25 protein-coding genes, 2 tRNA genes and 1 pseudogene are annotated in these 23,258 nt (G+C 48.1%); 17 read left to right on the plus strand and 11 right to left on the minus strand.

Annotation, left to right across the window (positions count from 1 at the left end; genetic code table 11):
• Positions 1-140 precede the first annotated feature (140 nt).
• From H6797_02000 to H6797_02010, 3 genes are all read right to left on the minus strand, one after another.
• Complete coding sequence (locus H6797_02000; protein ID USN96944.1) at positions 141-3,488, minus strand: hypothetical protein; 3,348 nt, start codon at positions 3,486-3,488, stop codon at positions 141-143.
• A gap of 267 nt (positions 3,489-3,755) precedes the next feature.
• A tRNA-Ala gene (locus H6797_02005) sits at positions 3,756-3,832 on the minus strand.
• Positions 3,833-3,971: 139 nt separating this feature from the next.
• Positions 3,972-4,514 carry a DUF308 domain-containing protein gene (locus H6797_02010; GenBank protein USN96945.1) on the minus strand — a complete coding sequence of 181 codons (543 nt, stop codon included), beginning with the start codon at positions 4,512-4,514 and terminating at the stop codon, positions 3,972-3,974.
• Positions 4,515-4,969: 455 nt separating this feature from the next.
• Between H6797_02010 and H6797_02015 the strand changes: the two genes are divergently transcribed.
• The 4 genes from H6797_02015 to H6797_02030 are packed head-to-tail and all read left to right on the plus strand — an operon-like array spanning position 4,970 to position 10,111.
• Positions 4,970-5,377: a hypothetical protein gene (locus H6797_02015; protein USN96946.1), complete on the plus strand. Its 408-nt coding sequence runs from the start codon at positions 4,970-4,972 to the stop codon at positions 5,375-5,377.
• 18 nt (positions 5,378-5,395) lie between these two features.
• The gene (locus tag H6797_02020; protein USN96947.1) at positions 5,396-6,703 is read left to right on the plus strand and encodes a UDP-N-acetylmuramoyl-tripeptide--D-alanyl-D-alanine ligase; all 1,308 of its coding nucleotides are present in this window, start codon (positions 5,396-5,398) and stop codon (positions 6,701-6,703) included.
• Positions 6,703-7,632 carry a hypothetical protein gene (locus tag H6797_02025; GenBank protein ID USN96948.1) on the plus strand — a complete coding sequence of 310 codons (930 nt, stop codon included), beginning with the start codon at positions 6,703-6,705 and terminating at the stop codon, positions 7,630-7,632. Before H6797_02020 ends, H6797_02025 begins: the two co-directional genes overlap by 1 nt.
• Positions 7,633-7,672: 40 nt before the next feature.
• Positions 7,673-10,111, plus strand: a complete 2,439-nt coding sequence (locus tag H6797_02030) for a leucine--tRNA ligase (protein ID USN96949.1) — start codon at positions 7,673-7,675, stop codon at positions 10,109-10,111.
• A 51-nt stretch (positions 10,112-10,162) separates the two neighbouring features.
• On the opposite strand, the gene H6797_02035 is transcribed toward H6797_02030, so the two are convergent.
• The 3 genes from H6797_02035 to H6797_02045 form a co-directional block, all read right to left on the minus strand.
• Positions 10,163-10,441, minus strand: coding sequence for a hypothetical protein (locus H6797_02035; protein ID USN96950.1), 279 nt, complete (start codon positions 10,439-10,441; stop codon positions 10,163-10,165).
• 161 nt (positions 10,442-10,602) lie between these two features.
• Positions 10,603-10,872: a hypothetical protein gene (locus H6797_02040; GenBank protein ID USN96951.1), complete on the minus strand. Its 270-nt coding sequence runs from the start codon at positions 10,870-10,872 to the stop codon at positions 10,603-10,605.
• 435 nt (positions 10,873-11,307) lie between these two features.
• Positions 11,308-11,589, minus strand: a complete 282-nt coding sequence (locus tag H6797_02045; GenBank protein ID USN96952.1) for a hypothetical protein — start codon at positions 11,587-11,589, stop codon at positions 11,308-11,310.
• A gap of 166 nt (positions 11,590-11,755) precedes the next feature.
• Between H6797_02045 and H6797_02050 the strand changes: the two genes are divergently transcribed.
• The 6 genes from H6797_02050 (at position 11,756) to H6797_02075 (ending at position 14,792) form a co-directional block, all read left to right on the plus strand.
• Positions 11,756-11,911 (plus strand): hypothetical protein, encoded by a 156-nt coding sequence (locus H6797_02050; protein USN96953.1) that lies wholly within the window; start codon positions 11,756-11,758, stop codon positions 11,909-11,911.
• A gap of 47 nt (positions 11,912-11,958) precedes the next feature.
• Positions 11,959-12,420: a transcription antitermination factor NusB gene (nusB, locus tag H6797_02055; protein ID USN96954.1), complete on the plus strand. Its 462-nt coding sequence runs from the start codon at positions 11,959-11,961 to the stop codon at positions 12,418-12,420.
• Complete coding sequence (locus H6797_02060; protein USN96955.1) at positions 12,398-12,892, plus strand: NUDIX domain-containing protein; 495 nt, start codon at positions 12,398-12,400, stop codon at positions 12,890-12,892. Before nusB ends, H6797_02060 begins: the two co-directional genes overlap by 23 nt.
• Positions 12,893-13,609, plus strand: coding sequence for a ribonuclease III (rnc, locus tag H6797_02065; GenBank protein USN96956.1), 717 nt, complete (start codon positions 12,893-12,895; stop codon positions 13,607-13,609).
• An 86-nt stretch (positions 13,610-13,695) separates the two neighbouring features.
• Positions 13,696-14,112 (plus strand): 30S ribosomal protein S16, encoded by a 417-nt coding sequence (gene rpsP, locus H6797_02070; protein USN96957.1) that lies wholly within the window; start codon positions 13,696-13,698, stop codon positions 14,110-14,112.
• A 77-nt stretch (positions 14,113-14,189) separates the two neighbouring features.
• Positions 14,190-14,792, plus strand: a complete 603-nt coding sequence (locus H6797_02075; GenBank protein USN96958.1) for a hypothetical protein — start codon at positions 14,190-14,192, stop codon at positions 14,790-14,792.
• Between the two features lie 163 nt (positions 14,793-14,955).
• On the opposite strand, the gene H6797_02080 is transcribed toward H6797_02075, so the two are convergent.
• The gene (locus H6797_02080) at positions 14,956-15,789 is read right to left on the minus strand and encodes a hypothetical protein (protein ID USN96959.1); all 834 of its coding nucleotides are present in this window, start codon (positions 15,787-15,789) and stop codon (positions 14,956-14,958) included.
• A gap of 178 nt (positions 15,790-15,967) precedes the next feature.
• On the opposite strand from H6797_02080, the pseudogene H6797_02085 reads away from it, so the two are divergent.
• A pseudogene (locus H6797_02085) lies at positions 15,968-16,204 on the plus strand (KH domain-containing protein).
• A 413-nt stretch (positions 16,205-16,617) separates the two neighbouring features.
• Here H6797_02085 and H6797_02090 read toward each other — a convergent pair.
• Entirely contained in the window at positions 16,618-16,959 is a 342-nt protein-coding gene (locus H6797_02090; GenBank protein ID USN96960.1) for a hypothetical protein, read from the minus strand.
• Between the two features lie 113 nt (positions 16,960-17,072).
• Here H6797_02090 and trmD point away from each other — a divergent pair, with 113 nt between their 5' ends.
• Positions 17,073-17,732 carry a tRNA (guanosine(37)-N1)-methyltransferase TrmD gene (gene trmD, locus H6797_02095; protein ID USN96961.1) on the plus strand — a complete coding sequence of 220 codons (660 nt, stop codon included), beginning with the start codon at positions 17,073-17,075 and terminating at the stop codon, positions 17,730-17,732.
• A gap of 12 nt (positions 17,733-17,744) precedes the next feature.
• On the opposite strand, the gene H6797_02100 is transcribed toward trmD, so the two are convergent.
• Positions 17,745-18,086: a hypothetical protein gene (locus H6797_02100; protein ID USN96962.1), complete on the minus strand. Its 342-nt coding sequence runs from the start codon at positions 18,084-18,086 to the stop codon at positions 17,745-17,747.
• Positions 18,087-18,368: 282 nt separating this feature from the next.
• Entirely contained in the window at positions 18,369-18,935 is a 567-nt protein-coding gene (locus H6797_02105; protein ID USN96963.1) for a DUF308 domain-containing protein, read from the minus strand.
• Positions 18,936-19,064: 129 nt separating this feature from the next.
• On the opposite strand from H6797_02105, the gene H6797_02110 reads away from it, so the two are divergent.
• Both H6797_02110 and H6797_02115 read left to right on the plus strand, forming a co-directional pair.
• A complete protein-coding gene (locus H6797_02110) occupies positions 19,065-19,538 on the plus strand; it encodes a hypothetical protein (protein ID USN96964.1) in 474 nt (157 codons plus the stop codon).
• A 67-nt stretch (positions 19,539-19,605) separates the two neighbouring features.
• Entirely contained in the window at positions 19,606-20,142 is a 537-nt protein-coding gene (locus H6797_02115; GenBank protein USN96965.1) for a hypothetical protein, read from the plus strand.
• Positions 20,143-20,159: 17 nt separating this feature from the next.
• On the opposite strand, the gene H6797_02120 is transcribed toward H6797_02115, so the two are convergent.
• On the minus strand, positions 20,160-20,474 hold the full coding sequence (locus H6797_02120; GenBank protein USN96966.1) for a hypothetical protein: 315 nt from the start codon (positions 20,472-20,474) through the stop codon (positions 20,160-20,162).
• Between the two features lie 123 nt (positions 20,475-20,597).
• On the opposite strand from H6797_02120, the gene H6797_02125 reads away from it, so the two are divergent.
• The 3 genes from H6797_02125 to H6797_02135 all read left to right on the plus strand — a co-directional run bounded on the left by H6797_02125 (position 20,598) and on the right by H6797_02135 (position 23,251).
• Positions 20,598-20,672: transfer RNA gene (locus H6797_02125), tRNA-Gln, on the plus strand.
• 390 nt (positions 20,673-21,062) lie between these two features.
• The gene (locus H6797_02130) at positions 21,063-22,667 is read left to right on the plus strand and encodes a glycosyltransferase family 2 protein (protein USN96967.1); all 1,605 of its coding nucleotides are present in this window, start codon (positions 21,063-21,065) and stop codon (positions 22,665-22,667) included.
• A gap of 143 nt (positions 22,668-22,810) precedes the next feature.
• The gene (locus H6797_02135) at positions 22,811-23,251 is read left to right on the plus strand and encodes a response regulator (GenBank protein ID USN96968.1); all 441 of its coding nucleotides are present in this window, start codon (positions 22,811-22,813) and stop codon (positions 23,249-23,251) included.
• Positions 23,252-23,258: the final 7 nt, after the last annotated feature.

Consider the following 23,258-nt stretch of genomic DNA (forward strand, 5'->3'; position numbering starts at 1 on the left):
TTAAAGCATACTTAGAAAGGAAATACTAGTAAATAATTAATGATCTAAGCAATCTTCGGGGGTTGTCGTAGTCAGTGGTGCCGGGCTAGATTAGCGACAGTGTCTCCTTGATTGGCATAACCGAAGTAAAAGATCATCGGCTAGAAGTAGGTGGTGATGACAACACAGCCATCTGCGCCTTTGCCGCCCGCACCAGAGTTGTATCCGTTGTCAGACGCCCCACCGCCACCGCCACCTGCGTTGTGGTTGGTTGCGTCACCTCCGTTGCCGCCGTTAGTCGCGGTCTTATACGCCCCACCGCCACCGCCAATCCCTGGCAGGCCAGGTATGACCGGATAGTAAGAGGTGTTGGTAGTAGCATCCATTGTCGAGGTGCCGTTGCCTGGGGAGACGAAAGTGCCAGACAGGCTGCGTACAGCGAAGATCGACGCTGCACCGCCTCCAGCCGCCGATGATGTAGAGCTCGCCGCCGCCCCGCCACCGCCGCCGCCGCCACCGCCAACGTAGGTCGCGTTCGAGCCTATGCTCCCGTTGCTATTGTTACCCGCTCCACCGGCACCGCCTGCAAACTGGGTGTTGACGGCACCTCCGCCACCTGCGACAGTTGTTCCAGTACTACCACCCAGCCCGCCGTAACCCGGATTGGCGTTAAAGTTGAGCGTGGATATATACGAAATTTCGAGGTTGCTAACGCGAGTTGAGTGATAACTTCTTCCACCGACCATTCCGTCCGTGTCATCCGTAGTGACGGGCAGACCACCGTAGGCTCCGGCGGGGACACTGACGAACATCGCGGTGTCGGGCACATCCGACGCAGGAACAGTGACTTCTTGCCACCCCCCGCCACCGCCACCACCGCCGCCGGTACGGTTTGACGTGGTGGCTCGCCTCGCACCAGAACCGCCACCACCGCCTGGACCGCATAATGTGAACTTCACTGAAACAGCGCCAGACGGCTTCGTCCACGTCTGGAGTTTAAATACGTTTCCGTAGGGCCGCACGGTTGCAGGAGCTATATCAGCGGTGCTTCTGGCAAAAGTAAACGTGGTGGCTGTTGGAATCGAGGTGATAGTCACCGAGGTAACTAGGTTTAACTCGATTGCAGAATCAATGCCGTTAATCCAAACCTTGTCGCCAACCTGATAGCCGTGTGCCGTGAGCGTAGTAAGAGTCACTACGTTTGAGGACACTTGCTTATCGGTGACGTAGTTCGCGCCCAGCGGGGTGAATACATCGACCTGGGCTTGCTTAGCAATCCCAGCGGGGGTGCCCGTAATCGTAGGACTCACCAACGTCTTGTTCGATAGTGACTGTGTGCCGGTGGTGGTTACTACATCTACGCCGTTGGCCTGTACAGTGCCAGTACCCTTCGTCTTCAGGTTTAAACTAACGTTATCGTCACCAACCCCCGTCGAGGAAGTAGCAGTAATATATGGAGCCTGTCCTAGCGCAGCAGATGCTCCGATTAAATAATTGGGGCCGAGAGGATAGATTGTCATTCCCGGCGTACCAGCTGTGTTCGACAAACCAATCGGACTGCTGCCCTTTGATTTTAGACCCAGCGAAACATCGGTTGCACCAAATAGGCTATTCGCAAAAAGATTGGTCGCACTGGCCGTTCGATTAATCTGCAAATGGGCGAGAGACGCTCCGTTTGACTCTAAGTATATGGCCGTGCCCCCATCCTCTGCTGCAATCTGCCGAACCTTCGGAGTGGTGAGCGTCTTATTAGTAAGGGTCTGAGCGCCACTTGTTGTAACTACCTCAACACCGTTAGCCTGAACAACTCCGGTACCTTTGGGGAGTAGATTGAGATTGTGATTTGCATCTTGACCGTCTGCTTTGATTGTTGGTGTTTGGCCGGTGGTTACATAGAACATCAGACTGCCCGAACCTTTGGGGTTGATCTGCAAGTCGATATTAGAATCTGCTCCGTCAACTAGCAGATATGGATTAAGTCCCGTTCCCCTATTGGCGAGGCGTAAGTAGTTGACCGCACTAGGATAAGTGGCAAGAGACAGTAGCGTGTTGCCACTGGTATCAAGAATTGAGGTTCCGATTTTTGGACTAACGAGAGTTTTGTTGGTAAAGGTTTGAGAATCACTGATAGTTGCCGCATCGACACTATTAATTTTTACAGTACCAGTGCCTTTGGTAGTTATATTGAGGTTTTTATTGGTATCATCCCCAATCGCAGCAATGGTTGGTGTACCGCCAGTTGTAGCATATACCGATAGTTTGCCAGTTGCAGATACGACACCGTCGGAAGAGACGTTATTTACCGTTCCGGTAGGAGTTGCTGATTGCCAAGTTGCACCGTCATTGTAGACCGGCAATGAAGCGCCGTTGCCACAAAATCGGCTTAATTCGTATATAGCATATTGGCCATAGTTTGTTGGCTTTCGCATCCAGAGCTCTGCGTCTGACGTCCATCCTCCGGAGATCACTTTGAACGCATCTGCGGGGAAGTTGTACTGAGGCGCCATAGAGTCGGTGCAAGATAGTATCTTTACTCCAACTGCAGGGTTAGTGCCGGAATGTGAGCGCAAGAATGCTAGAATTGTCGCCGAAGCACCGTACGCGCCGTATCCAGCAACGACTTGCAGTACAACCTGAACATCGCGATATACTCCGCTACCCGTTGAAAATGTAGCAATCTTTGTCCATGTATTCGGTCCATCTTCTGGGCCTGTAGAGCCGTATACTGTAGTAACCACAAGTCGAGACGCGTCTGGGAGGGACGAGGCGGGAATATTAGTAATGGTGTTGTTTGACCCAGAAATTGTCTTATTTGTGAGGGTTTGTGTGCCCGAAACAGTCAGGACGTCTACTCCATTGGCCCTTACAGTACCTGTGCCTTGCGTCGTGAGGTTTAGGTTTGTATTTGGCGCCGTAGAAGTAGCACTAATAGCCATTTCGGTCTGTCCGGTCTCGCCGTACAGACGCAGAGGGCCCGAGCCCTTTGGAATAAGCGTTACACCAATATTGGCATCGGCGCCAACGGTTTGAATCAACGGATACGCTCCAGTATATCTATTTGTTATCTGCAAATAATTGACGGCGTTCGCAGCAGGAGACAGCGACAGGATTGTGTTATTATTTGTATCTTTGATTGTACTTACTTTGGGATCGGTCAACGTCTTATTCGTCAACGTCGCCGTCGCCGCGTTCTTCGTCGCATCACTGGTGTTGTCGACCTGATCAAGACCGACATCGGTCTTGGTGAGGGAGACAGCACCTGTTTTGGCGGCAACGCTCGTGACAGGGGCGGTGGCATTGAGCTTGGTTTGAACAGCTGTATCGAGCAATGTTTCGGTGATAGATCCGTCGGCAATAGAAATAGAGTCGATGGCATTAGGTGCAATAGCGTCGCTCGTGACACTGTCTGTTTTTAGCTTGCCGTCGGGGGCGTGAATCTGCTCCAAGAAGTTATTGAGGATACTACCCCAATTGCCCGTGTCGCCGCCCGGTGTTGGGAGCCGAGCCATTTACATAGTCCCTCTCGGGGCGTCACGAGAAACAGCATCCGCTGCACCGGTCGCCAGGTTTTTCAGAATTATGTCCATCCTTACTCTTAAAACCATATACCCCAACAAAACTATTGAACGTTGTAAATTCTCCCTACATTGTAATATGTTTATGGTATATATTGCAATTCATAAACTGGGTGTCAAATGCTGGTAAGCATCTATGGGTTTTTGGATTGAAAATAAACAAACCCGCGCATCGGGGCGCGGGTTTGGAATTGATGATTTTGGTGGAGCATATCGGATTCGAACCGATGACCTCTTCCATGCCATGGAAGCGCGCTAGCCAACTGCGCCAATGCCCCTTATTCAGGCGTTCTGTTCTACACCAAATGTGTAACGTCTGAGCCTTATGATACCAATAAAAACACCTGTCGCCAAGGCAACGACAGGTGTTTCAGATTAAACTTATTTTGTTAAATGATCGATCTTGAATTTAACAAACTAGTCACGTAGTCGAGTTGCGTGTGCTAGGTTTACCGAGCCCAAGAAGAGCGCGTAAAGACCGAGCAACCAAACGAAGTCCATGACTCCTACTACTGGGTAACGCCAGAGCCATATACCGGCGACAACGCCGACTACGCCTGATACTACCCACATGAGCCGATGTTCGCTCGAGACGCTGTGAAACGCCGATACGAACAAGTCGCCCACACCACGAGCAAGAGCTAGCGCACCTACTGTGACGAGGAACGTTGCTTGACTCATGTCTGGGTTACGAACCAGATACACGCCGACACCCAGCATTACAACACCGACCAGTAGTGAAAACCACCAGGAAGTGTTTATGCCGAGATCACGGAAACCGTGCACCAGCTCTACGACGCCGACTACAACTACGTAGACGGCAAACCATGATACGAGGCTCGCTAGTGTGAGCCCTGGGAAGAACAATGCAATAACCCCGAACGCTACGGTTGCGAGACCTTGCAAAACGAACAGTCCAAAAACGTGACTGTCCACATACTCATTAACGTTAGTACTCATTTTCCCTCCATTTGCCTTGTAATTACAGGTATACTCCTAATGTTTAAAAAATACAACAAAAAAATTTAGAAAATATGTTATACAGCGTGGCGAAAAGATGCCGTAAATAAAAACCGCTCAGATATGAGCGGGTTTTATTTTGCTGTTGCGCGCCCACCCGGGGCAGGGTTTTACGTGGTTGTGTTTGTTTTTGCCGCGCAAACGGGTTGCCCCAAATTGCGCACCAGCACTATATGCAGTATGACTCATTTTTCAAGGAAGCGCAAGCATCTTAAGCCATTACTCATGTTTAGTGTGTTGCTGCTTTAACGTACTAAACAAACATAAAAAATAAGAGAGATATGACATGTGCAATTTTATAGCACAGTACGTTTATGTAAGTGGTTCACGGCTGTCTCTTTGTCGTGCTGGATGTTATAATTAAGTCGAATATATATCTAAGCCAGGGGAAGACAATGGAATCTCATTTTGAGTGGCAACAAGCTACCGATGCCATTACTGAATTCGATGACGTGTTAGACGATGGTTTTGATTTGGTCGAAGACCGCAAAGTTCGGCATCTCATTGAAGATGCTCTCAAGAAAGGCGAACACTACAAGGCTGCGCGAATTGCCAAAGATATGCGCGAGGCGTTGATGGAGCATACTATCAGAAAGCGTATATTCTCAGTCGCGGAGGCAGCTGGCGGCAAAATAGGAATCGAGCGTCTCATGAATAGTGTCTGTGAAACCGAGGGCGAGTCCGCCATGAATGCTACGCTATGCTTGGTGTATATCATGCAAGCCGAGGGCAAGATGTCTATCTATGCAGCGGAAACAAGTGATGAAATTATTGTTGAACTTCTCCGACGACGCCGTCGATAAAATGGTATAATCACCCTAATGTTTAAATCGCTACAGCAACGATATAAAGCCGGCGTACAAAAGAAGCTTGAGCAAGCTGTCGTAGCGTATTTTGAGGCGCATCCTGAAGTGAAGTTGGTCGTTGTGACTGGTAGCGTCGGAAAGACGAGCACTAAGACGGCTATTGCTACGATGTTGGCGCAGGGGTATCGCGTGCGGCTTCACGAAGGTAATCACAATACCCCTATGAGCGTGCCGCTTGCTATCTTGGGCGTGCCATACCCTGACAACGTCCATAGCTTTACTGCGTGGAGCGACGCCGTCAAGGCGGCGCGAGCTAGAATCCTAGCTCCGACTGATGTTGACGTAATCGTACAAGAGCTTGGTGCCGATCATCCTGGAGACATTACTGCGTTTGGTCGCTACCTAAAACCATACATATCGGTCGTGACCGCCGTGACTCCTGAGCACATGGAGTTCTTTAAGACTATCGACGCAGTTGCCCGGGAAGAGCTTGCGGCGGCGAACTTCGGTCAACTGGCACTCATCAATCGCGACGATATTGATGGCAAATATGCCGAGTTCATCAGCAATGCAAATCTCAGTACCTATGGCACAAGTGCTGCTGCTGAATACCATTTTGACCAACAAGATTTTTCTGTAGAAAAAGGCCATAGCGGCACTTTAGTCGCGCCCGGATTGCCGTCCGGAATTGCTGCGATTGTAAATGTATTAGGTGATCATAATTTGCGCCCAGCGATTGCGGCGGCGGCTGTGGGCATGAAGTTTAATATGCAGCCGGATGTTATTAAATCAGGTCTTGAAAAAATTCGACCAATTCCCGGTCGCATGAACATGTTGCGTGGACTCAACGGCAGCATGATTATAGACGACTCGTATAATTCTAGTCCCGCTGCCGCTGTAAGTGCTATTCAGACCTTTTATAGTATCGATGCGCCACAGCGCATTGCCATAATGGGTAGTATGAATGAGCTAGGTGACTCGTCGCCGGCTGAACATAAAATGATAGGTGAAATGTTTCATCCGGATGTCGTCGAATGGGTGATTACCATCGGCGATGACGCTGAAAAGTACCTAGCGCCGGCTGCACACTCGCAGGGATGCCAGATAAAATCGTTTAAAAATGCCGTCCAAGCTGGAGCGTTTGCCCATAGTGTCATGGCAAAAGGAGCGCTCGTGCTAGTAAAAGGCTCGCAGGGTAATGTTTACGCCGAAGAAGCCGTGAAAATATTGTTGCTTGATCAAAACGATGCCGACAAGCTTGTCCGCCAGTCGCCTGCTTGGGTCGCTCATAAAGAAGAATTTTTTGAGCGGAATCTTGTTTGATGTACCCCGAGCCGCCGATTATTAACGAAGGGGAATACAAACCTTGGTATCGGCGGCGCTGGGCTCGATTATCGGCGGTTGTTTTTGTGGGCATTGCTGTAGTTGCCGTTGTCATGTCGATCGTCATGGCTATCACCTGGAATGCTAGTGCTGAAAAGGCGCTACTTGACGCTACTGATTATGCGTTAAAAACGCCTGGGACGTACCACGTGCAGTATGGCAATTTGACGAATTTGACGGCGAGAGTAGACGGCAAGAAATACGCGTTTGATGGTACATTCGACAAGACGCCAGTAAGTATCGTTATAGCCGACGGCATGCTGTATGCTAAGTCATCCGATCCGCAAAAGCTTTACGAAACATTTGTAAACCCCTCTAAATCGTCGAGTGCGATGTCGGCGCTATTGGAAAGTATATTGCCGAATCTCAAAAACCATTGGATCAGTATTAACTTGCGAACTACGTCGTCATCTTCAAACATTGGAGGCATTAATTGCCCTCTTGATATCCGCGATGCTCTGACTGTCGACAGTTCACGTCAGCAGCTAATCGAAGTGTACGCTGCGAATCCATTTCTGACTGTCACGCGGTTAAATGGGTCGGACTACAGAGTTGCAATTCGTAGTAAAAAATTCTCGGCGTTCGACAAGGAATTAGTTAAATCGAACGTGTATCAATCGCTTACAAGTTGTCCTCAAGAAAACAATCTCATTAAAGATAATTTGTTAATCGGTGGAAGCGTCGTGTTAAAGCTTTCTCAGGATCATAAGCTGCAATCTATGACAGCAACGAGTAAATCCGTTACCGCAAAGGTCACTGCAGATTACGGTGCTGTCGCTAAAATCATTACCCCGTCAGACTCCGTTGACGTTGGTCAGATCATAGGTAGTGTCATCCAGTCGCTTTTTAGTTCACACGCTATCAAATAAAAGCTACGCCCACATACACAAAACTGATATACTGTAACAGATGAAGCGATACAATCCGACAGAGATAGAACCCAAGTGGCAACAATTTTGGGATGAAAAAGGCACGTACGTGGCTGATCTTGCTAGTGACAAGACCAAATATTACGCCTTGAGTATGTTTAATTACCCGAGCGGTGCCGGAATTCATATCGGGCATGCTATGAACTACACCATCAGTGACGTTATGGCACGATTTAAGCGACAGCAGGGCTACGAAAGCTACCATCCGGTTGGTTGGGACGCTTTTGGATTGCCGGCCGAGAACTACGCTATCAAAACTGGCGTATCGCCGCAGCAAAGCATGAAATCCATCATCCCTGGCTACCATAAACAGTACAAAGCCATGGGCTGGAGTAACGATTGGACCAAAGAAATCGCCACTCATGAGCCCGAGTATTATAAGTGGACACAATGGATCTTTGCGCAGATGTACAAAGAGGGTTTGGCTTATCAAGACAGCCGTATGCAGTGGTGGTGCGACAAGGACAAGACGGTCCTTTCGAACGAGCAAGTAATTGATGGCAAGTGCTGGCGTCACGACGGACCGGACGACCCGCTGGTCGCTAAAAAAGAAATCAAACAATGGTTTTTCAAAATCACCGAATATGCTGACGAGTTGCTCGAAGCAACAGACGCGCTGGATTGGACCGAGAGCGTCAAGCTGGCGCAAAAGAACTGGATTGGTAAGTCGCAAGGTGCGGAAGTTGATTTCAAGGTTGACGGTTCAGATGAAAATGTTCGCGTATTTACGACTCGCCCAGACACTCTTTACGGTGCAACATTCCTTGTCATGGCACCCGAACATCCGCTCGTAGCAAACATTACGACCGATGAGCAAAAACAAGCGGTCGATGAGTACGTAAAGGATTCAACCAAAAAATCTGAACTCGAGCGCATGGAAAGCAAAGAAAAGACGGGTGTATTCACCGGCGCATACGCGATTAATCCAGCAAGTGGCGAAAAAGTCCCGGTCTGGGTTGCTGACTATGTGCTGTATGGCTACGGCACCGGAGCTATCATGGCTGTGCCTGCTCACGATGAGCGTGACAATGAGTTCGCGCAGAAGTTTAACTTGCCGATAGTTGAAGTCGTGCAAAAACCAGAAGGCGAAGAAGGCGTCTGGCATGACGAAGGCGTCATGATAAATAGTGGCGAGTTTAACGGATTAAATAGCAGCGAAGCTCGCGAAAAGATCGTTAATAGCCTAGAGGCGCAGGGTATAGGTGAATCGAAAACAACCTTTAAAATTCGTGATTGGTCGGTGAGTCGTCAGCGTTACTGGGGTGCACCGATTCCGATTATCAACTGTCCAACTGACGGTACGGTTATCGTTCCAGACGAGGATTTGCCTGTCGTTCTACCTGAATTAAAGGACTTTGCACCGAGTGGCGATGGCCGCAGTGCTCTCGCTCGTGCCGATGATTGGCTACAGGTGAAATGTCCGAAGTGTGGCGGCGATGCTGAGCGTGAAACCGATACGCTAGATACGTATATTTGTAGTAGCTGGTATTTCTTGCGCTACCTAGACCCGACAAACGCTGAATTGCCTTTTGGTAAGGACCGCGCAGATAAGTGGCAGCCAGTTGATTTTTATAACGGTGGTGACCACGCTACGGCACATATGATTTATGCTCGATTCGTGACGAGATTCCTGCACAAACAGGGCCTGCTCGAAAATCCAGAGCCGTTCAAACGGTTCCTGTTTAACGGTAAAGTTACGGCGCACGACGGCCAGATGTTCAGTAAGAGCAAGGGCAACGGCGTCGACCCGCTCGAAATCATCAACAGCGGCTATGGTGCCGATTCGTTGCGCACTTACTTGATGTTTGCCGCACCGCTTGATCTATGGATCCGCTGGGACGAAAAGGGCGTGCCTGCAACCTATAGGTTCCTCAATCGTGTTTGGAATTTGGTTCAGGAATTTAACGAAACTAACGAAGGCGAAAAGTCTGACGCCGTACTTAAGGCTGTTCACCCAGCAATTAAAAAGGTAACGTCTGACCTCGAAGATCAAAAATACAATACCGCCATAGCGGCTATGATGAAGCTGACAAATGATTTATATGAACTCAAAGTCAAAGAGAGGTTCAGCGATCGTGATAATTGGAGGTTTGCGTTGGAGTCTCTCGTTGCAATGGTTGCGCCGTTTGCGCCACACATCGCCGAAGAACTGTGGCATCAGCTTGGTCACGACACATCCGTACATCGCGATAGCTGGCCGCAGTGGGTTGATAAGTATTTGGTTGGCGATAGTATGACCATTGTCGTACAGGTAAATGGTAAGCTTCGCGCAACACTCGAAGTACCGCTTGATGCAAACGAAGACGACATCAAATCTCAAGCCCTTGCTGCTGAAAATGTTGTTAAGTTCATCGGCGACAAAGAGCCTTTCAAGGTGATCTACGTGCCCAAAAAACTAGTCAACGTCGTCGTAAAATAAAATCAGCCCGTCGCACATGTGTGCGACGGGCTGAACTTCGATGGCTGGACGTTAGTCGGCGTCTTCTGTGAAATGATTGACGTTGAAGCGCCAAAGTATTCCGGTCAAAAGACTCATAACTAAGAATCCGCACACGGCAATCGTGGCGTCGTTACGTACGAACCGTGTGATATCAAGTAGCCAGCAAACGAAGAAGCCAATTGCTGCAACAGCGCAGGCCGCTTCGGTGGTTTCGAGAACTTGCTTATCATTGCTCACTCTCATGAGACCGCGAACAATGACGTAGGCGATGAACGGCGTCCAGGCTAGCACTATATGCACATAATCCATAGTCAATCTTTCTGTCGAAGTTCGGCCACCTGGTCGATCGACCGACCGGTGAATGGCTAAATATATTTAACCATAAAAATCATAAAATTACAATACATTGTACATAAAAAATAAGCCCGCCACTTGGTAGTGACGGGCTAAACTTCGAGGGACAACAAAGTTTATTTCACGCGGTCTCGTTGCTCATTCTGATACGCATACTCTCCGAGTAGCGCAGCACCGCCCCATACGACAGCGCCGACAGCGGCGGCCCACGTGCTATGTACGATGCCAGCCAGGTGTAGCACGATGCAAATTGTAAGCACGGCTCCAGACAGTTCAAGGGAGCGCAGGAAGAACATCACGATTTTTGCTTCGTCGCCTGTAAAGAATGCTGCGACAAATAATGAAAGTACTGGCCACAGGGCGAAGAATATCACTAAATTTTGCATAGCCGTTACGACCTTTCGATTACGTTCGGTAGCCTAGTTCTCGCCACGGTAGGTGGTCAAGGAGTAGAGCAATTACACCGGATCCGATACAGTAGAAAGCTGCAAAAATGAGATTGCTGTGAATCGTCCCGGCAATGTGTAGCAGGGCAAAGGTGCCAAAGCAGACAGCGCTGATACTAAACAAGCGGATCTCAAACCGAATAAATGGTATGTCACTAGCGAAAAACCGTGAAGCAATGAAATATTGCGGCCCGGTAAGTATCGCCAGAATCGTCAATACATTTTGCACATGGAGTCCCAATTTGTCGAAGTTCGGCCACCTGGTCAGGTGACCATGAGATAGCTGACTTTATTATAACAAAAAAATATAAATTAGCAAAAAATGATCAACCCCTCGTCAAAAAGACGAGGGGCCGACCTACAGAGCTGAGTTGATTAAGTGCGTGTGCGAGGGTGATCGTGACGGACATTGAGCCAAAAGCCCAAGAACATCACGGCGAAACCGATGATTATACTGGGAACTCCGACTTGAAACCACGCCATTTGAAGTTCGGTCGGAACTTCATTGCGGCTGCTGACCACGCGGCCAACAATCACGAATACGAAGCCGATGAACATCACGAAGACGCCGGTTCCTTGAAAGCCCTTTACCTCTTTCCAGTTGAGTACCGGAACGAAGATGAAGAGAGCCAGAATCCCGCAGGGGATCAACCACATTGTAAAACCCTTTCTGTAGGTACATGTGACTGCAGGGAGTGTACCCTCCAATCAGTAATTTAATTATAGCATAAACATCATAAAAAAGCAATAACTCTTGAGCTCTAGGCACAAAAATGCTATAATCGCATAAAGTTATAGATAAAGCCGAAAGGAGAACTTTTCCATGGCAGAACCAAAAAAACAGAGTAGCCCTCGAAAAACGGGTCTACGTCGTAGCCACTTGGTACTTAAGTTGGCTCGTCGCGTCAATGGGACGTCACCTGTTAAAGTGAAGACAACTAAAAACGAAACAGGCAAAAAACTCGCAAAGAAAGCATAAACGCGATACACTAGAGTAAATCATTAACAAGAAAGAACCAAAGAGTAATGGCATCAAACCGTCACTTGGGTAGGATCGTCGCACTACAGTCTCTATACGAATATGAGTTTCGTGTACAGGCTGAGGATAAAAGTGCCGCGGTAGACGACATACTTAGCCGCAATCTTGACCGCTACGAGCAAGAGATCGAAGACACCGACTTTGTGTCTCAGTTGGTCCATGGCGTCCTTGAGAAACAGGATGATCTTGACGACCAGATTCGCCCTCTTGCGCCTGAGTGGCCACTGGAGCAAATCGCACGTATCGATCGCAATATTTTGCGACTCGGTCTGTACGAATTGCTCTACCGTGGCGAACACGTGCCACCAAAGGTAGCAATCAACGAAGCGGTTGAACTCGCCAAAGCATTTGGTTCTGACAACTCAAGCAAGTTCATAAACGGCGTGCTCGGCACGGCGTACCGAACGCTTGTGGAGGCCGTACCGGATGCCGACACCAAAGTTCAATAAATTCAAGCAATATTTCAACCGCAACAAACCATCTATCCAAGAAATTGTCCGCGAGCCTACCTCGGGAGGTATCGTGTTTCGTCATGGCAAAAACAACCAAGTTGAGATTCTACTGATTCAAGATGCAAAAGATCGCTGGACTATACCGAAGGGTCACATAGAGGAAGGCGAGACAGCGCAACAGACGGCTAGGCGTGAAATCGGTGAAGAAGCCGGTTTAAGCAAGGTTGATATCCTCGGCTGGTTGGGTAAAATCCATTTTCGCTATCGCCGTGTCGACAAGTTAGTCCTCATGACCACGCAGATTTACCTGGTAAAGGCCAAGGGTGATACGAACGACATTCAAAAAGAGGACTGGATGAATGACATCGGTTGGTTCTCGTTCCATGACGCACTCGACAAAATTGAATACGAAGACATCGGTAAGCTGATGTTGCTCGCAATGAAGCGGATTAGACAGGAAAAGTTATAGATGAGTGGCATGCAGATTGCACCCTACCAAGATTTTGCTCGCGACAAGATTGGTTTTGAGTTCGAGCATATTGACTACTTGATTACTGCGTTGACGCACCGCAGCTACGTCAACGAACATCGTAAGAGCGTGTCTGAACACAATGAACGTCTGGAGTTTTTAGGCGATGCCGTGTTGGAACTTGTCGTAACTGATTATTTGTATAATCAGTTTGATGAAGCCGAGGGTATACTCACAAGCTGGCGTTCTAGTTTGGTGCGTACCGAAAGCATTGGTGACGCGGGTCAGAAGCTAGGCTATGAGCCGCTACTTCGAATGAGCCGTGGTGAAAAGAACGGCAGCCCACGTGCTCGTCAACAGATCTTGGCGAATGCGTTCGAAGCCGTCATTGGCGCGATTTACCTCGAGAAAGGCTACGGGGCGGCGGAAGAATTTATAAAGAAGCATATTTTAAGCAAGCTCGATGACATCTTGGCGAGTGGCAGCTGGCGCGATCCGAAGTCACATCTGCAAGAAGTTTCTCAGCGGATAGATGGCCTCACGCCTGTATACAAAGTACTCGAAGAAGTCGGTCCTGATCACGACAAGGTCTTTACGCTTGGTGTATTCGTTGGCGACAAGATGATGGGCAAGGGAAACGGCTCAAGTAAACAAAGCGCCCAGCAAGAAGCGGCTAAAGCTGCAATCGAAGCCTACGAAAAGCGGAAGAGCAACTAACAGATTGACATCTGGGGTAAAAGTCTGTACAATTGGCAAAGAATTAGGGAAAACTCTAAGTAATAGAAAAGGAATTTGTATTTAATATGCTCGCAATTCGTTTGCAACGTCTCGGTCGTAAGGGCCTACCAATCTACCGCGTCGCCGTTCAGGAAGCTCAGCGTCACCCTTCAAGTGGTCGCGTAGTTGCCTATGTCGGCACTTATAACCCACACACTAAAGAAGTCACCATACAAAAGGATGCTGCTCAAAAGTATCTAGACAACGGCGCACAGCCAAGCCCTCGCGTGGTTAAATTGCTAAAGGCAGAGGGTGTTAAACTACCTAAATGGGTTAAAGAGCCTGTTGCAGACAAGCAGAAGACTATCAAGAATATCGAGAAGCTTCGCAAGAATCAGCCGGCTGAAGAAGTCGCTGAAGAACCTGCAGTAGAAGAAGCAGCAGAAGAAGCGCTAGCGGAAACTCCTGCCGAAGAACCTGCAGTTGAAGAAAAAGCAGAATAATAATCTAAAGATAAAAATATAGAATCCCCGCACTCGCGGGGGTTTTAATTATAAAGGAAAAGACCCCTAGCAAATGCTTGGGGTCTTTTTGCGAGAGGACGTCTCGCGGCGTTTTTTCAGGAGGACTTGATCGTGGCCGCGGCAACGCGCTGGGCAACACTCTGGCGTGTAGCTTCGGCGTGACCAGCGGAGACGAGCGCCTGGGCGAATCCGCTCAGCTGCTTGTTGGCGTTACGATTGCTCGGACGCTTGCGCTGCTGATTTGCCTCGGTTCGTTCTTGCTCTTTCTTGGCCATCAGGGGCTCGAAGAAGTCGCAGTTACGACCGCGGACGGCCAGCTGGTCGTCGACTTTGGCGAATGCCGAGTCGGGTACCAGATTGCATCCGTAGACGAATGCCTCTTGTGCGAGCTGAAGCTTGTCGCCGGACATTTCGTCGCTGGGCTCGAAGTTATCGACTCCACTCCAGAAATCGATTCGATACTGGAAGTCGGTGGTCTCCTCGATGTTCCTGAGCTTCAGGTACTCGGAGGCGTGGGCCTGCACCTGCTTGCAGATCGCTTGGACGCGACTTGTGCTGGTAATCCATCGCGGCTGCGGCTTGCGACCGCCGGTGCGATTGACCACCTTGGGGTCGGCCACGACACGCCGCTTCTTGCCGGCGTTCTTGACCTTCGGTGATACCTTCTGCTTGGCGGGCATTTCTATCCTCTCAATTGTAGGTACTTTGATGGGCTTTCCTACCATCAGTGTTGGATGCATTATAGCATAAGTAGTGTAAAATGTCAATATATGAGAAGACCCCCTGCCAGTGGATTCTGGTCAGGGGGTCTAGGGGTGGGAGTTAGTTTGGCGGTTTGTTGGCGGCTTCGATCAGCAGAGGCGTCAGCTCTTTAACCAACGCTTCCGCGATCTCGGATTCAGGCTCATCTGCGGTGGATTCCGTAGATTCACTTGATTCCTTGGCGTCAACCTGTGCATCCACTTCGGCTTCACGGCTTGACCAGAACTCACGCTTGATTTGCTTGAGTTCGGGGCCACGGACTTCATTAGCCCAGAGCTTGAAGGCAACGAAACTGGGTCTCGTTTCCTTGTCGTCATAGCGGTTTGCTTTTGTCTCGATTTGAGCCAGTGCAACATCGACACGATCAAGCTCTGCCTCGAGGCCTTGGCAATACCAGTCCGCCTCTTCGATCATGGCGTATGGCTTGACGGCCGTGTCGTCTTTGTCTGCAGCGAGTGACTTACCCGGCTGCATTTCGGACGCTACGACAATCAAGAACGCTGATTGAATGCCTTTGACCTGGAAATCCGTCAAGACGGATGTGTCGGAAAGTTGTCCCATCCAATACCATTTTAGGATCTTGGCGTGGACACTTTCGAGCGGTCCGTAGCACAGCTCTGCGACGAGTCGCATTGCCGCGTACTTTTGCTTGTCATTCCAGGCCATGATGCCGTACGACCGCCCCTTTGGGGTTTTGGCCTGTGTACGTTGACGGTCCTGGATGAATAGTTCGACGACCAGATCACAGGTCAGACGACGTACGACCTCTCTGGCCGGCGTCACCTTTCTGTATACGGTCTTTCTCGTTCGCTTGTCAGTGAACGAGTAGGGCTCGTAGATGATCTTGTCGTAGCGAGCGGGTACGCTCTTTTTCGACTCTTGGCTGTTCACCATGTTAACTCCCTGTAGGTACTTCGCATCGACACGGTGTCGACAGCAATAGGGTTATTTTAGCATAAATACAATAGAAAGTCAATCTGTTATATAGTAACTATGTCTTTTTAAAGCATAAGCGGATACTGTGCTATAATAAAGGAACGATACTACTGATACGACCGCAAAGGGGGCAAATATGTCAGCAACAATAGATCAGCAATTTGTCGAATATATCGTAAAGTCACTTGTAGGACATCCGGACGACGTTTCTGTCGAGCGGATTATAGATGAAAAGGGCGTCCTGCTTTCACTCACGGTTCACCCAGAAGATTTGGGTCGCGTGATTGGAAAGCGTGGAATTACTGCACAGAGCTTGCGTACGTTACTACGTGCTCTTGGTACTAAGAACGACGCGCGTTACAACCTGAAAATCGTCAACACTGACGGTGGTCGCGATGAGGTTATTTCCTCAAGTGACGACTCAGCGCCAGTAGTTTCTGACGATGTGGCTGACGACGCCGCAGATGATAGCGACGAGCCTGTGGAAGAATCTACAGAGGAAGTTGTGGAAAACCAGGACGATGAGTCTGATTATGCGAAAAAGTCTCGAAAAGAGCTTGCCGAACTCGACGACCTTGATATATAATCATAACTAGTTCAAACACAATCTGAACTGCGAGCCTAGCGAGATAGCACCACCTATATCGCTTGAGAGATTTATGTGTAAAAAATGACCCCAATAGGGGTCGTTTTTTATTGCTATAAAAAAGCCCGCCGGAAAAGCGGCGGTCGAGCGTACTGCTCTCCATTGGGCTTTTCCGACGGTATATCTATCTCGTGGTACCGTTATTTATATATTGCGAGGCGTTTCGGACGGTCTTTGGCAAGCAGGTCTGCTTGAAGCATAGTCCGTTCGAAGGTTAGTTTTTTGAGAGGCTCCCAGAGCACGCTGGCTGCGAAGACGGCCCCGCCTACAAAAAACAATGCAACGGTAACGTAATCGTGAAAGGTCGATATTGTTTCAGGGTGTACGGTGTGTTGATGCATGGTAGTAACGGCAGCTTTGCCTATAACGATCCACACACAAATCCAGGCTGCGTATCCAAATAACAAGAGAAACATGATGTCCTCGATGCGTTGGAGACGCTCTTCCTTTTGTCGTTTGAACTCCTTGCGTGAAAGACCCACGTGCGCCTTCTCCTCTTCTAAATGTGCTCGTACTATATCTAAACGGTAGAACGAATATGAGGGTAGTATAAAAATGATTTACAAAAATGTCAAGATGACATACAATTTAACAGATGAGAAAGTTCCAAGTAATCACCTTGTTTCCCGATATGTTTACGGGTGTATTTGGCAGTTCTATGATGTGGAAGGCGCAGAAAGATGGCAAAGTTGAGTTGTCGACGGTAGATCTACGCCAGTTTGGTTTAGGGCCACGCAAAACGGTTGATGACACTCCGTATGGCGGTGGTGACGGCATGTTGCTGATGGCTGAGCCTTTATTTGCAGCTGTTGAGGCAGCCAAAAAGAATGACTCTGATGCTAAAGTGCTGCTAATGACGGCTCGGGGGCGGCGTTGGAAGCAGGAGGCTGCTCAAGCGCATGCCGATAGCAATGATAGCTATATATTAATTTGTGGTCGCTACGAGGGTTATGACGAACGAATAACCACACTAGTAGACGAGCAGATTAGTGTAGGTGACTATGTACTGACAGGTGGCGAATTACCGGCTATGACGGTAGTAGACAGTGTCGTACGGCTGATACCTGGCGTGCTCGGCGGTGAAATGAGTGCCGAGATTGAAAGTTTTAGCGATGGCGAGACGCTTGAGTTTCCGCAATACACACGTCCAGAAGAATTTCGAGGCATGAAAGTGCCAGAGGTATTACTCAGTGGAAATCACGCTGCAATTGCCAAGTGGCGAGCAGAGAACTCTCTGAAGGCAGACAAAGAATAAAGTAAAGACCCGTCACGAGGACGGGTCTGTGGATTTGGAAAGAAGGTTTTCCCAGCTGCCTTCGTTGGCGATTTGCTCAACATAGGACGGCTGCCAGCCGAGATACTCTGCGAACTGCGCAAGGCAATCCAGCATGTCATCACACCGCGTACGCAGGTAAATGCGCGTTTGATTGGCATAGTGCTCACACACTTTCGCCTCTTGGATTTGCTCGTTCAGTTTGGTCAGCTGCTCCTCGTATTCGAACAAGAAGGTCGCTGGCTTGGGTAGAATTGCTTGGACGAACTCAGCAGGGTAGCCGTGCCACTGGACGAACGGGTCGCAGCAGCTGAGTTGGATGTCGTCGTCGTTCACTTCGCTCCTATGGGTTGTGAAAAGTACGTGATATATATTATACCAAATTTATATAAAAATGTCAATATACCTTGTATATAGAAACACCCCGGTATGGTCGGGGTGTTTCCTGTTGTGGTGGATATCGTAGAGCGATCAGTCACAACATATTTTTTGTACTTTCGTACTTTTTGTTTTGGAGTGTATGTTTGTTTTTGTAACTTTCGCTGTATTTAAGATACATGCTAGACGAGCAAAACGCAAGCGTTATGACAAAAACACAACACTTTTATGACAGGCGCTTTATGACTTGGCAAGTTTATGTGTCATATTTTTGACGTCTATAGAGAGAGCTATCCATAGCGGACCGCTAATCAGCGCAAAGAGGCCGATGATCCATACGAATGCGACACCGCTGCTTGCTGGCTGAAAAAGCATCATGACGCCGGCTAAAACAGCTAGTCCACCAGTAATACTTAGTAGGGATTTACTCATAGCTGAGGCTGTTTCGTCGGCAAGTGCCGCTACGACTTCAAAGATACCGAGGACGATAAGGCTGAACGCAACGATGAGCACGAGGAGTGTAAATGATACAAGGGGGTGACGGAGAAGGTAGATACCAACACCCACTTCAAGAACGCCTAGTAATAGCGTTAAAAACCAGGCCTTTTGGTGCCCTATTGACGCAATACCCTGAAAAACCGATACCATACCTGCTACGAGTATGTAGATGCCAAACAGGTACACGAATGTAGCCAGTGTTAGTCCGGGCCAAAATACGCACGCTATGCCGAATAGTATTGTAAAAATACCACGCATAGTCAGCGTCCACCAATTACTTTGCCAGTACAGCAGTTCCTCTGAAACCATGTGATCCTCCTTTGTTTCTCAATGTTTCCTTACATACATTTTTGTACTAAATGAGATAAAAGTTTGTGTGAAAACATACAAGTCCGACAAATAGCAGGGTGTGGCTCGTGGTGCTATACTAGAGGTACTATGGTACAGCTTGCACATGCAACTAAAGCTTTGGCGCCACGATCCGATGTAGTTAGAAACGCTGCTTGGGTATACGCGGCCGTCCTGACGGTCATGGCGGTGGCGCAATTGTTCGCCTTTGAGGACTTTGTGCCAATGATGGCAAACTACAGTCTGCCGGGTGGCCACGGTACTGCTATTTTGTTTGCGTGCTTAATTGTATTTACAGAGGTATTTGCAGTTCCTTTCTTGCTTAGGATGCCACTTAGTCAGCTCATGCGTTGGGTAGGACTGGCGTGTAGCGTGCTGGCGCCTCTTATGTGGGTGAAGCTGGCTGTCGTAGGAATCGTCGGCGGGTCTACGGTAGTAAATAGCGGTCTATTAGGGACGAAGGTCACCATTCATGCTGGCGTGCTGTCGCTAATCGTATCTATTGTGCTATTGGCGCTGTCTATGTGGACTGCTTGGGGTCTGTGGCCCACAAAAAACCGGTGAAATAGTACGTTGTTGCCACCCTCGTACTGAAGTATCATGAAAGTGATAACGCCGGAGGAATGGATATATGTCAAAGTCTAGTAATGATGGATTCGAAGAAGATCTTGCTGGTTGGTATGAAAATATGCCACATATGCCAAAAAACGTACGCGAGCAGCTGGCAAGAAATGTATGGTGGTTGGTGCTGATCGGTACGATTGCTAGCACATTAGGGCTACTCTACATCATACCTGTGTTTTTTGCAGAGATGACTTATGCGCCCTACGAAGCTATTTACGGTATACGCTATGATGCCATTAGTAGAGATATTGGTCGGTTGAGTGCGTCGTTGACGCTGATAGGGCACATAATAACAACTGTGTTGATGGCGGTGGCAGCTAGTCCGCTGAAAGCGCGGCTTTATGCGGGGTGGCGCATACTGTTTTGGTCATTTGCTATAAATTTCATTTTGAGCATTTTGAGTATGGTGTTGATTGTGAATCTTCTCAGTATTGCCATCATGGTAGCGCTTGCTGTTGCGGTAGGCTACGTATTGTTTGAAATTCGTGACTGTTTTGACGATTTCAAACTAAATACAAATGAAATTAGCACTCGGAAAAATTAGATATATCATCGGACGGACTATTTTTCGCTGTCTACGTCGAGCTCGATACCGGTAGACGTATGCAAAAACAAGTTGGCGATTAGCGATAAAACCGCACCGTAAAGCCAGCCGAACAGGAAAGCAATCAGCGGGATGACGACGAGGCTAAACAGGGCTACACCGATGGTGCCGAAAATTCTTTCAAATATGTTCCACCCCTGTTGGGTTAAGACTGCCGATATGCCGCCGAATAGTGCAACGAAACTAGCAGCGAATCCCAATATGGCTTGCGCAACACCTGTAAACCTGGCGACGGAGCCTACTCCGAGTCGTCGGATGATAATTTTTTTCATATTTCCCCCTCTTTTAAGTTATCTGTAATACTAGATATAGTATTGATGGTGAGCTAAGTCAGTGGGCTATTTCACAGCTAGCATCAGGACTCTAGAAGTGTTATAATCTGTTTCTGAACCTATTGGGGATTCGCCAAGTGGTAAGGCACTGGTTTCTGGTACCAGCATTCGGGGGTTCGAATCCCTCATCCCCAGCCATGAAAAAAGTCCAAGGTCTGTAGGCCTCGGACTTTTTTCTTTGGTGGCGAATCGGGATCCGAACCCTCGCTTTTGCAAAGCAAAACGACGGAGGGTTCGGCGCAGTGAGAGAAGCGAAAGAAAGCGCGTAGCATTTTCTTGAGCGAACGAACGGAGGAGCGGAGCGATATCCCTCATCCCCAGCCATGAGAATCGTCAGATTTTTTAGCTTGACGCCTCACTAATTAAGATTTGGCCAGATAGCTTCGGGATAATTTCTACATAAGCATATTTACTTTTTTTCAAGCTTATGCTATAATAATCATTGTAAGAATAATGCATGTGCTTATACGGACAATCCGTACATGTACATGCCGTAAGGATGGAAGTAGTTAAGGAGTTTATAGATATATGAGTGGGTATGCAATGTTGAAGCCAAAAGAACGACGCTCTCAAGATACTCTTGAAGAGATTGATCGTGTTTTGCGTGAACACAAGTTTGGAACTGAGATTCCTGTACAAATCCATTACGGTGGTATCGTTGAGCCTTTGACTCGCTCTAAGCGCGTGAAAGCTCTGGATAAGAAACATAAAGAATCTAATGCGGTAAAAGCGCGACTGAAAAAAATTAAGAATGATTCGCTGGCGGAAGCCGAGTGCGCACGTATATTGGCGATTGTGCCTACATTTGAAAAGGAAGATGAAATTGACAAGACGGTCATCAGCCTGCTTTTGCAGACTCGTCAAATAGATCAGATCGTCGTTGTCATTAACGGCCCAGGTGAATCAGATGCTGCATATAATGCCATTCTTCCACTTGTCCGTGAGTTTCGTGATCAGCTTATAGTTGAGCGTCCTGAGCAGCTAAATGGTCGCAACGAAGACGGTTCATCGAGGGGCTCAAAAGTTAATACGTTGAACTGGATGTACTGGCGTTATATTCAAATGGGTGACTTTGATTTTGTTCTTGGTATCGATGCCGATATTGAGGCTGATAAGGACATGGTTCACCATCTTGAGACGGATCTCATACGACGTGTCAAAGCCGCTGGTGTTATGGCTCGCTACTCATTTAAAATTCCATCAAAGAAAAATATGCGCGGTAAGTCGTTGTCGCTTATTCAAGGTCAGCGTCATGAATTTGCGGTGACTGGTATTAAACACCAGTTGCGTGGATATAAGTCAGATATTCTCGGTGGTCAAGCGACGCTCTTTCGTGCAAAAGCACTGAGAGAGTCAGCGCAAGTCACTGATGGCGGTGCGCCCTGGGACCAGGAATCGCTGGTTGAAGACGCGCAGCTTACTCGAACACTCCAAAAACTGGGCTACTCTACCGCTACTAGCGGTAAGGCACGTGCATGGACCGGGCTTATGTATACGGCATATGCATGGCAACGACAGCGCCGTAAGTGGCAGGATGGCCACTTCGACGACATGATCCGTGATTTTCAGCCTTGGGGCGACCGACGTCGATGGCTTGACCAACTTGCTCTCGGTTGGAACCTAATCCTTCGTGTACTGTTTGCAGTCGTTCTCATTACTAGTATTGCAATCAATAAGTTTGAGTTTAGTCCGATATGGTTCATACCAGTTGCGCTTGCGATAATTCAGTCGGTATTGGTTGCCACAAAGGTTCCAAACCGAACATTTCGTGAAATCGTTCGATCGTTCCTGTTTATTCCAGGAGAGATATACTACATGCGAACATTGGCTGTGTGGCTCGACTCTACAATGGTTACAGTCGTAAATATACGCCGTGATGGTTGGGGTAACCAACAAAGGGCTGAAACGGCGCAGCGTACGACAGCCATTTCAAGCTGGTTATTAATTCTTTCGGCCGTTACACTTCCGTCGCTCGCACTACTTATGGCAAATCGAATCCTTCCAGATGAGACAATGGGAAATATAGTCACGTATCTGTGGTATACCGTAACGATTCTAACTATAGGTTCAACTTTCTCGATGGCCAGGTTTATCTTACGAATGCTTCGAAATTATCGTACGATTGCACCGTAAACAGTAGGTAGAATTACTCAACCTAAGCTATGAAAAGCGCTAGATTATTTGGTCTGGCGTTTTTCATAGTCTATAGATTGAAATTTAAAAAAATGAAGATATCAGGATAAGTTTGGTGAAATTGATATGGTAATATAGAGCATATGAGCACTGATAAAAATAAGATTCTTATCGTTGATGACGAAGAAGTACTAGCTAGTATTTATAAAACGCGATTTGAAACCGAAGGGTTTGAGGTGCAATATTGCAATAATGGTGAGGACGCGCTTAATCTTGCAAAAGAGTTTCAGCCGGATCTTATCATGGTAGATATTATGATGCCGAAAATGGACGGATACGATACGATCAAGTCGTTCCGGGCAATCCCAGAAGCAAAGAATTCATACATTATTATCTATTCTGCTTTGACGATCCCTAAAAGTGACGCAAACGCTGAAAAATATGGAGCAAATGATTTTTTTGTTAAGTCTGCCATTTCGTTTGAGGAATTAGTTGAACGAGTGAAAAGTGCAATAAGGAACAGGGAGTCTAGTGAATTGTCGGATACTGTTGACCCTGATGGATCGGCACAATCTTCGGACTAGATAAGAG

The organism is Candidatus Nomurabacteria bacterium, from assembly GCA_023898645.1.
Classification (GTDB): Bacteria; Patescibacteriota; Saccharimonadia; order Saccharimonadales; family Saccharimonadaceae; genus UBA2112.

What these genes read in the sequence shown, in the direction of transcription:
- H6797_02010 (USN96945.1), bottom strand. Translation starts at nt 4,514, where the DNA reads ATGAGTACTAACGTTAATGAGTATGTGGACAGTCACGTTTTTGGACTG.
- H6797_02015 (USN96946.1), top strand. Translation starts at nt 4,970, where the DNA reads ATGGAATCTCATTTTGAGTGGCAACAAGCTACCGATGCCATTACTGAA.
- trmD (USN96961.1), top strand. Translation starts at nt 17,073, where the DNA reads ATGAGAAAGTTCCAAGTAATCACCTTGTTTCCCGATATGTTTACGGGT.
- H6797_02020 (USN96947.1), top strand. Translation starts at nt 5,396, where the DNA reads ATGTTTAAATCGCTACAGCAACGATATAAAGCCGGCGTACAAAAGAAG.
- H6797_02115 (USN96965.1), top strand. Translation starts at nt 19,606, where the DNA reads ATGTCAAAGTCTAGTAATGATGGATTCGAAGAAGATCTTGCTGGTTGG.
- H6797_02110 (USN96964.1), top strand. Translation starts at nt 19,065, where the DNA reads ATGGTACAGCTTGCACATGCAACTAAAGCTTTGGCGCCACGATCCGAT.
- H6797_02030 (USN96949.1), top strand. Translation starts at nt 7,673, where the DNA reads ATGAAGCGATACAATCCGACAGAGATAGAACCCAAGTGGCAACAATTT.
- rnc (USN96956.1), top strand. Translation starts at nt 12,893, where the DNA reads ATGAGTGGCATGCAGATTGCACCCTACCAAGATTTTGCTCGCGACAAG.
- H6797_02050 (USN96953.1), top strand. Translation starts at nt 11,756, where the DNA reads ATGGCAGAACCAAAAAAACAGAGTAGCCCTCGAAAAACGGGTCTACGT.
- H6797_02035 (USN96950.1), bottom strand. Translation starts at nt 10,441, where the DNA reads ATGGATTATGTGCATATAGTGCTAGCCTGGACGCCGTTCATCGCCTAC.
- H6797_02120 (USN96966.1), bottom strand. Translation starts at nt 20,474, where the DNA reads ATGAAAAAAATTATCATCCGACGACTCGGAGTAGGCTCCGTCGCCAGG.
- H6797_02040 (USN96951.1), bottom strand. Translation starts at nt 10,872, where the DNA reads ATGCAAAATTTAGTGATATTCTTCGCCCTGTGGCCAGTACTTTCATTA.
- H6797_02105 (USN96963.1), bottom strand. Translation starts at nt 18,935, where the DNA reads ATGGTTTCAGAGGAACTGCTGTACTGGCAAAGTAATTGGTGGACGCTG.
- H6797_02060 (USN96955.1), top strand. Translation starts at nt 12,398, where the DNA reads ATGCCGACACCAAAGTTCAATAAATTCAAGCAATATTTCAACCGCAAC.
- H6797_02135 (USN96968.1), top strand. Translation starts at nt 22,811, where the DNA reads ATGAGCACTGATAAAAATAAGATTCTTATCGTTGATGACGAAGAAGTA.
- H6797_02080 (USN96959.1), bottom strand. Translation starts at nt 15,789, where the DNA reads ATGGTGAACAGCCAAGAGTCGAAAAAGAGCGTACCCGCTCGCTACGAC.
- H6797_02025 (USN96948.1), top strand. Translation starts at nt 6,703, where the DNA reads ATGTACCCCGAGCCGCCGATTATTAACGAAGGGGAATACAAACCTTGG.
- H6797_02130 (USN96967.1), top strand. Translation starts at nt 21,063, where the DNA reads ATGAGTGGGTATGCAATGTTGAAGCCAAAAGAACGACGCTCTCAAGAT.
- nusB (USN96954.1), top strand. Translation starts at nt 11,959, where the DNA reads ATGGCATCAAACCGTCACTTGGGTAGGATCGTCGCACTACAGTCTCTA.
- H6797_02045 (USN96952.1), bottom strand. Translation starts at nt 11,589, where the DNA reads ATGTGGTTGATCCCCTGCGGGATTCTGGCTCTCTTCATCTTCGTTCCG.
- H6797_02000 (USN96944.1), bottom strand. Translation starts at nt 3,488, where the DNA reads ATGGCTCGGCTCCCAACACCGGGCGGCGACACGGGCAATTGGGGTAGT.
- rpsP (USN96957.1), top strand. Translation starts at nt 13,696, where the DNA reads ATGCTCGCAATTCGTTTGCAACGTCTCGGTCGTAAGGGCCTACCAATC.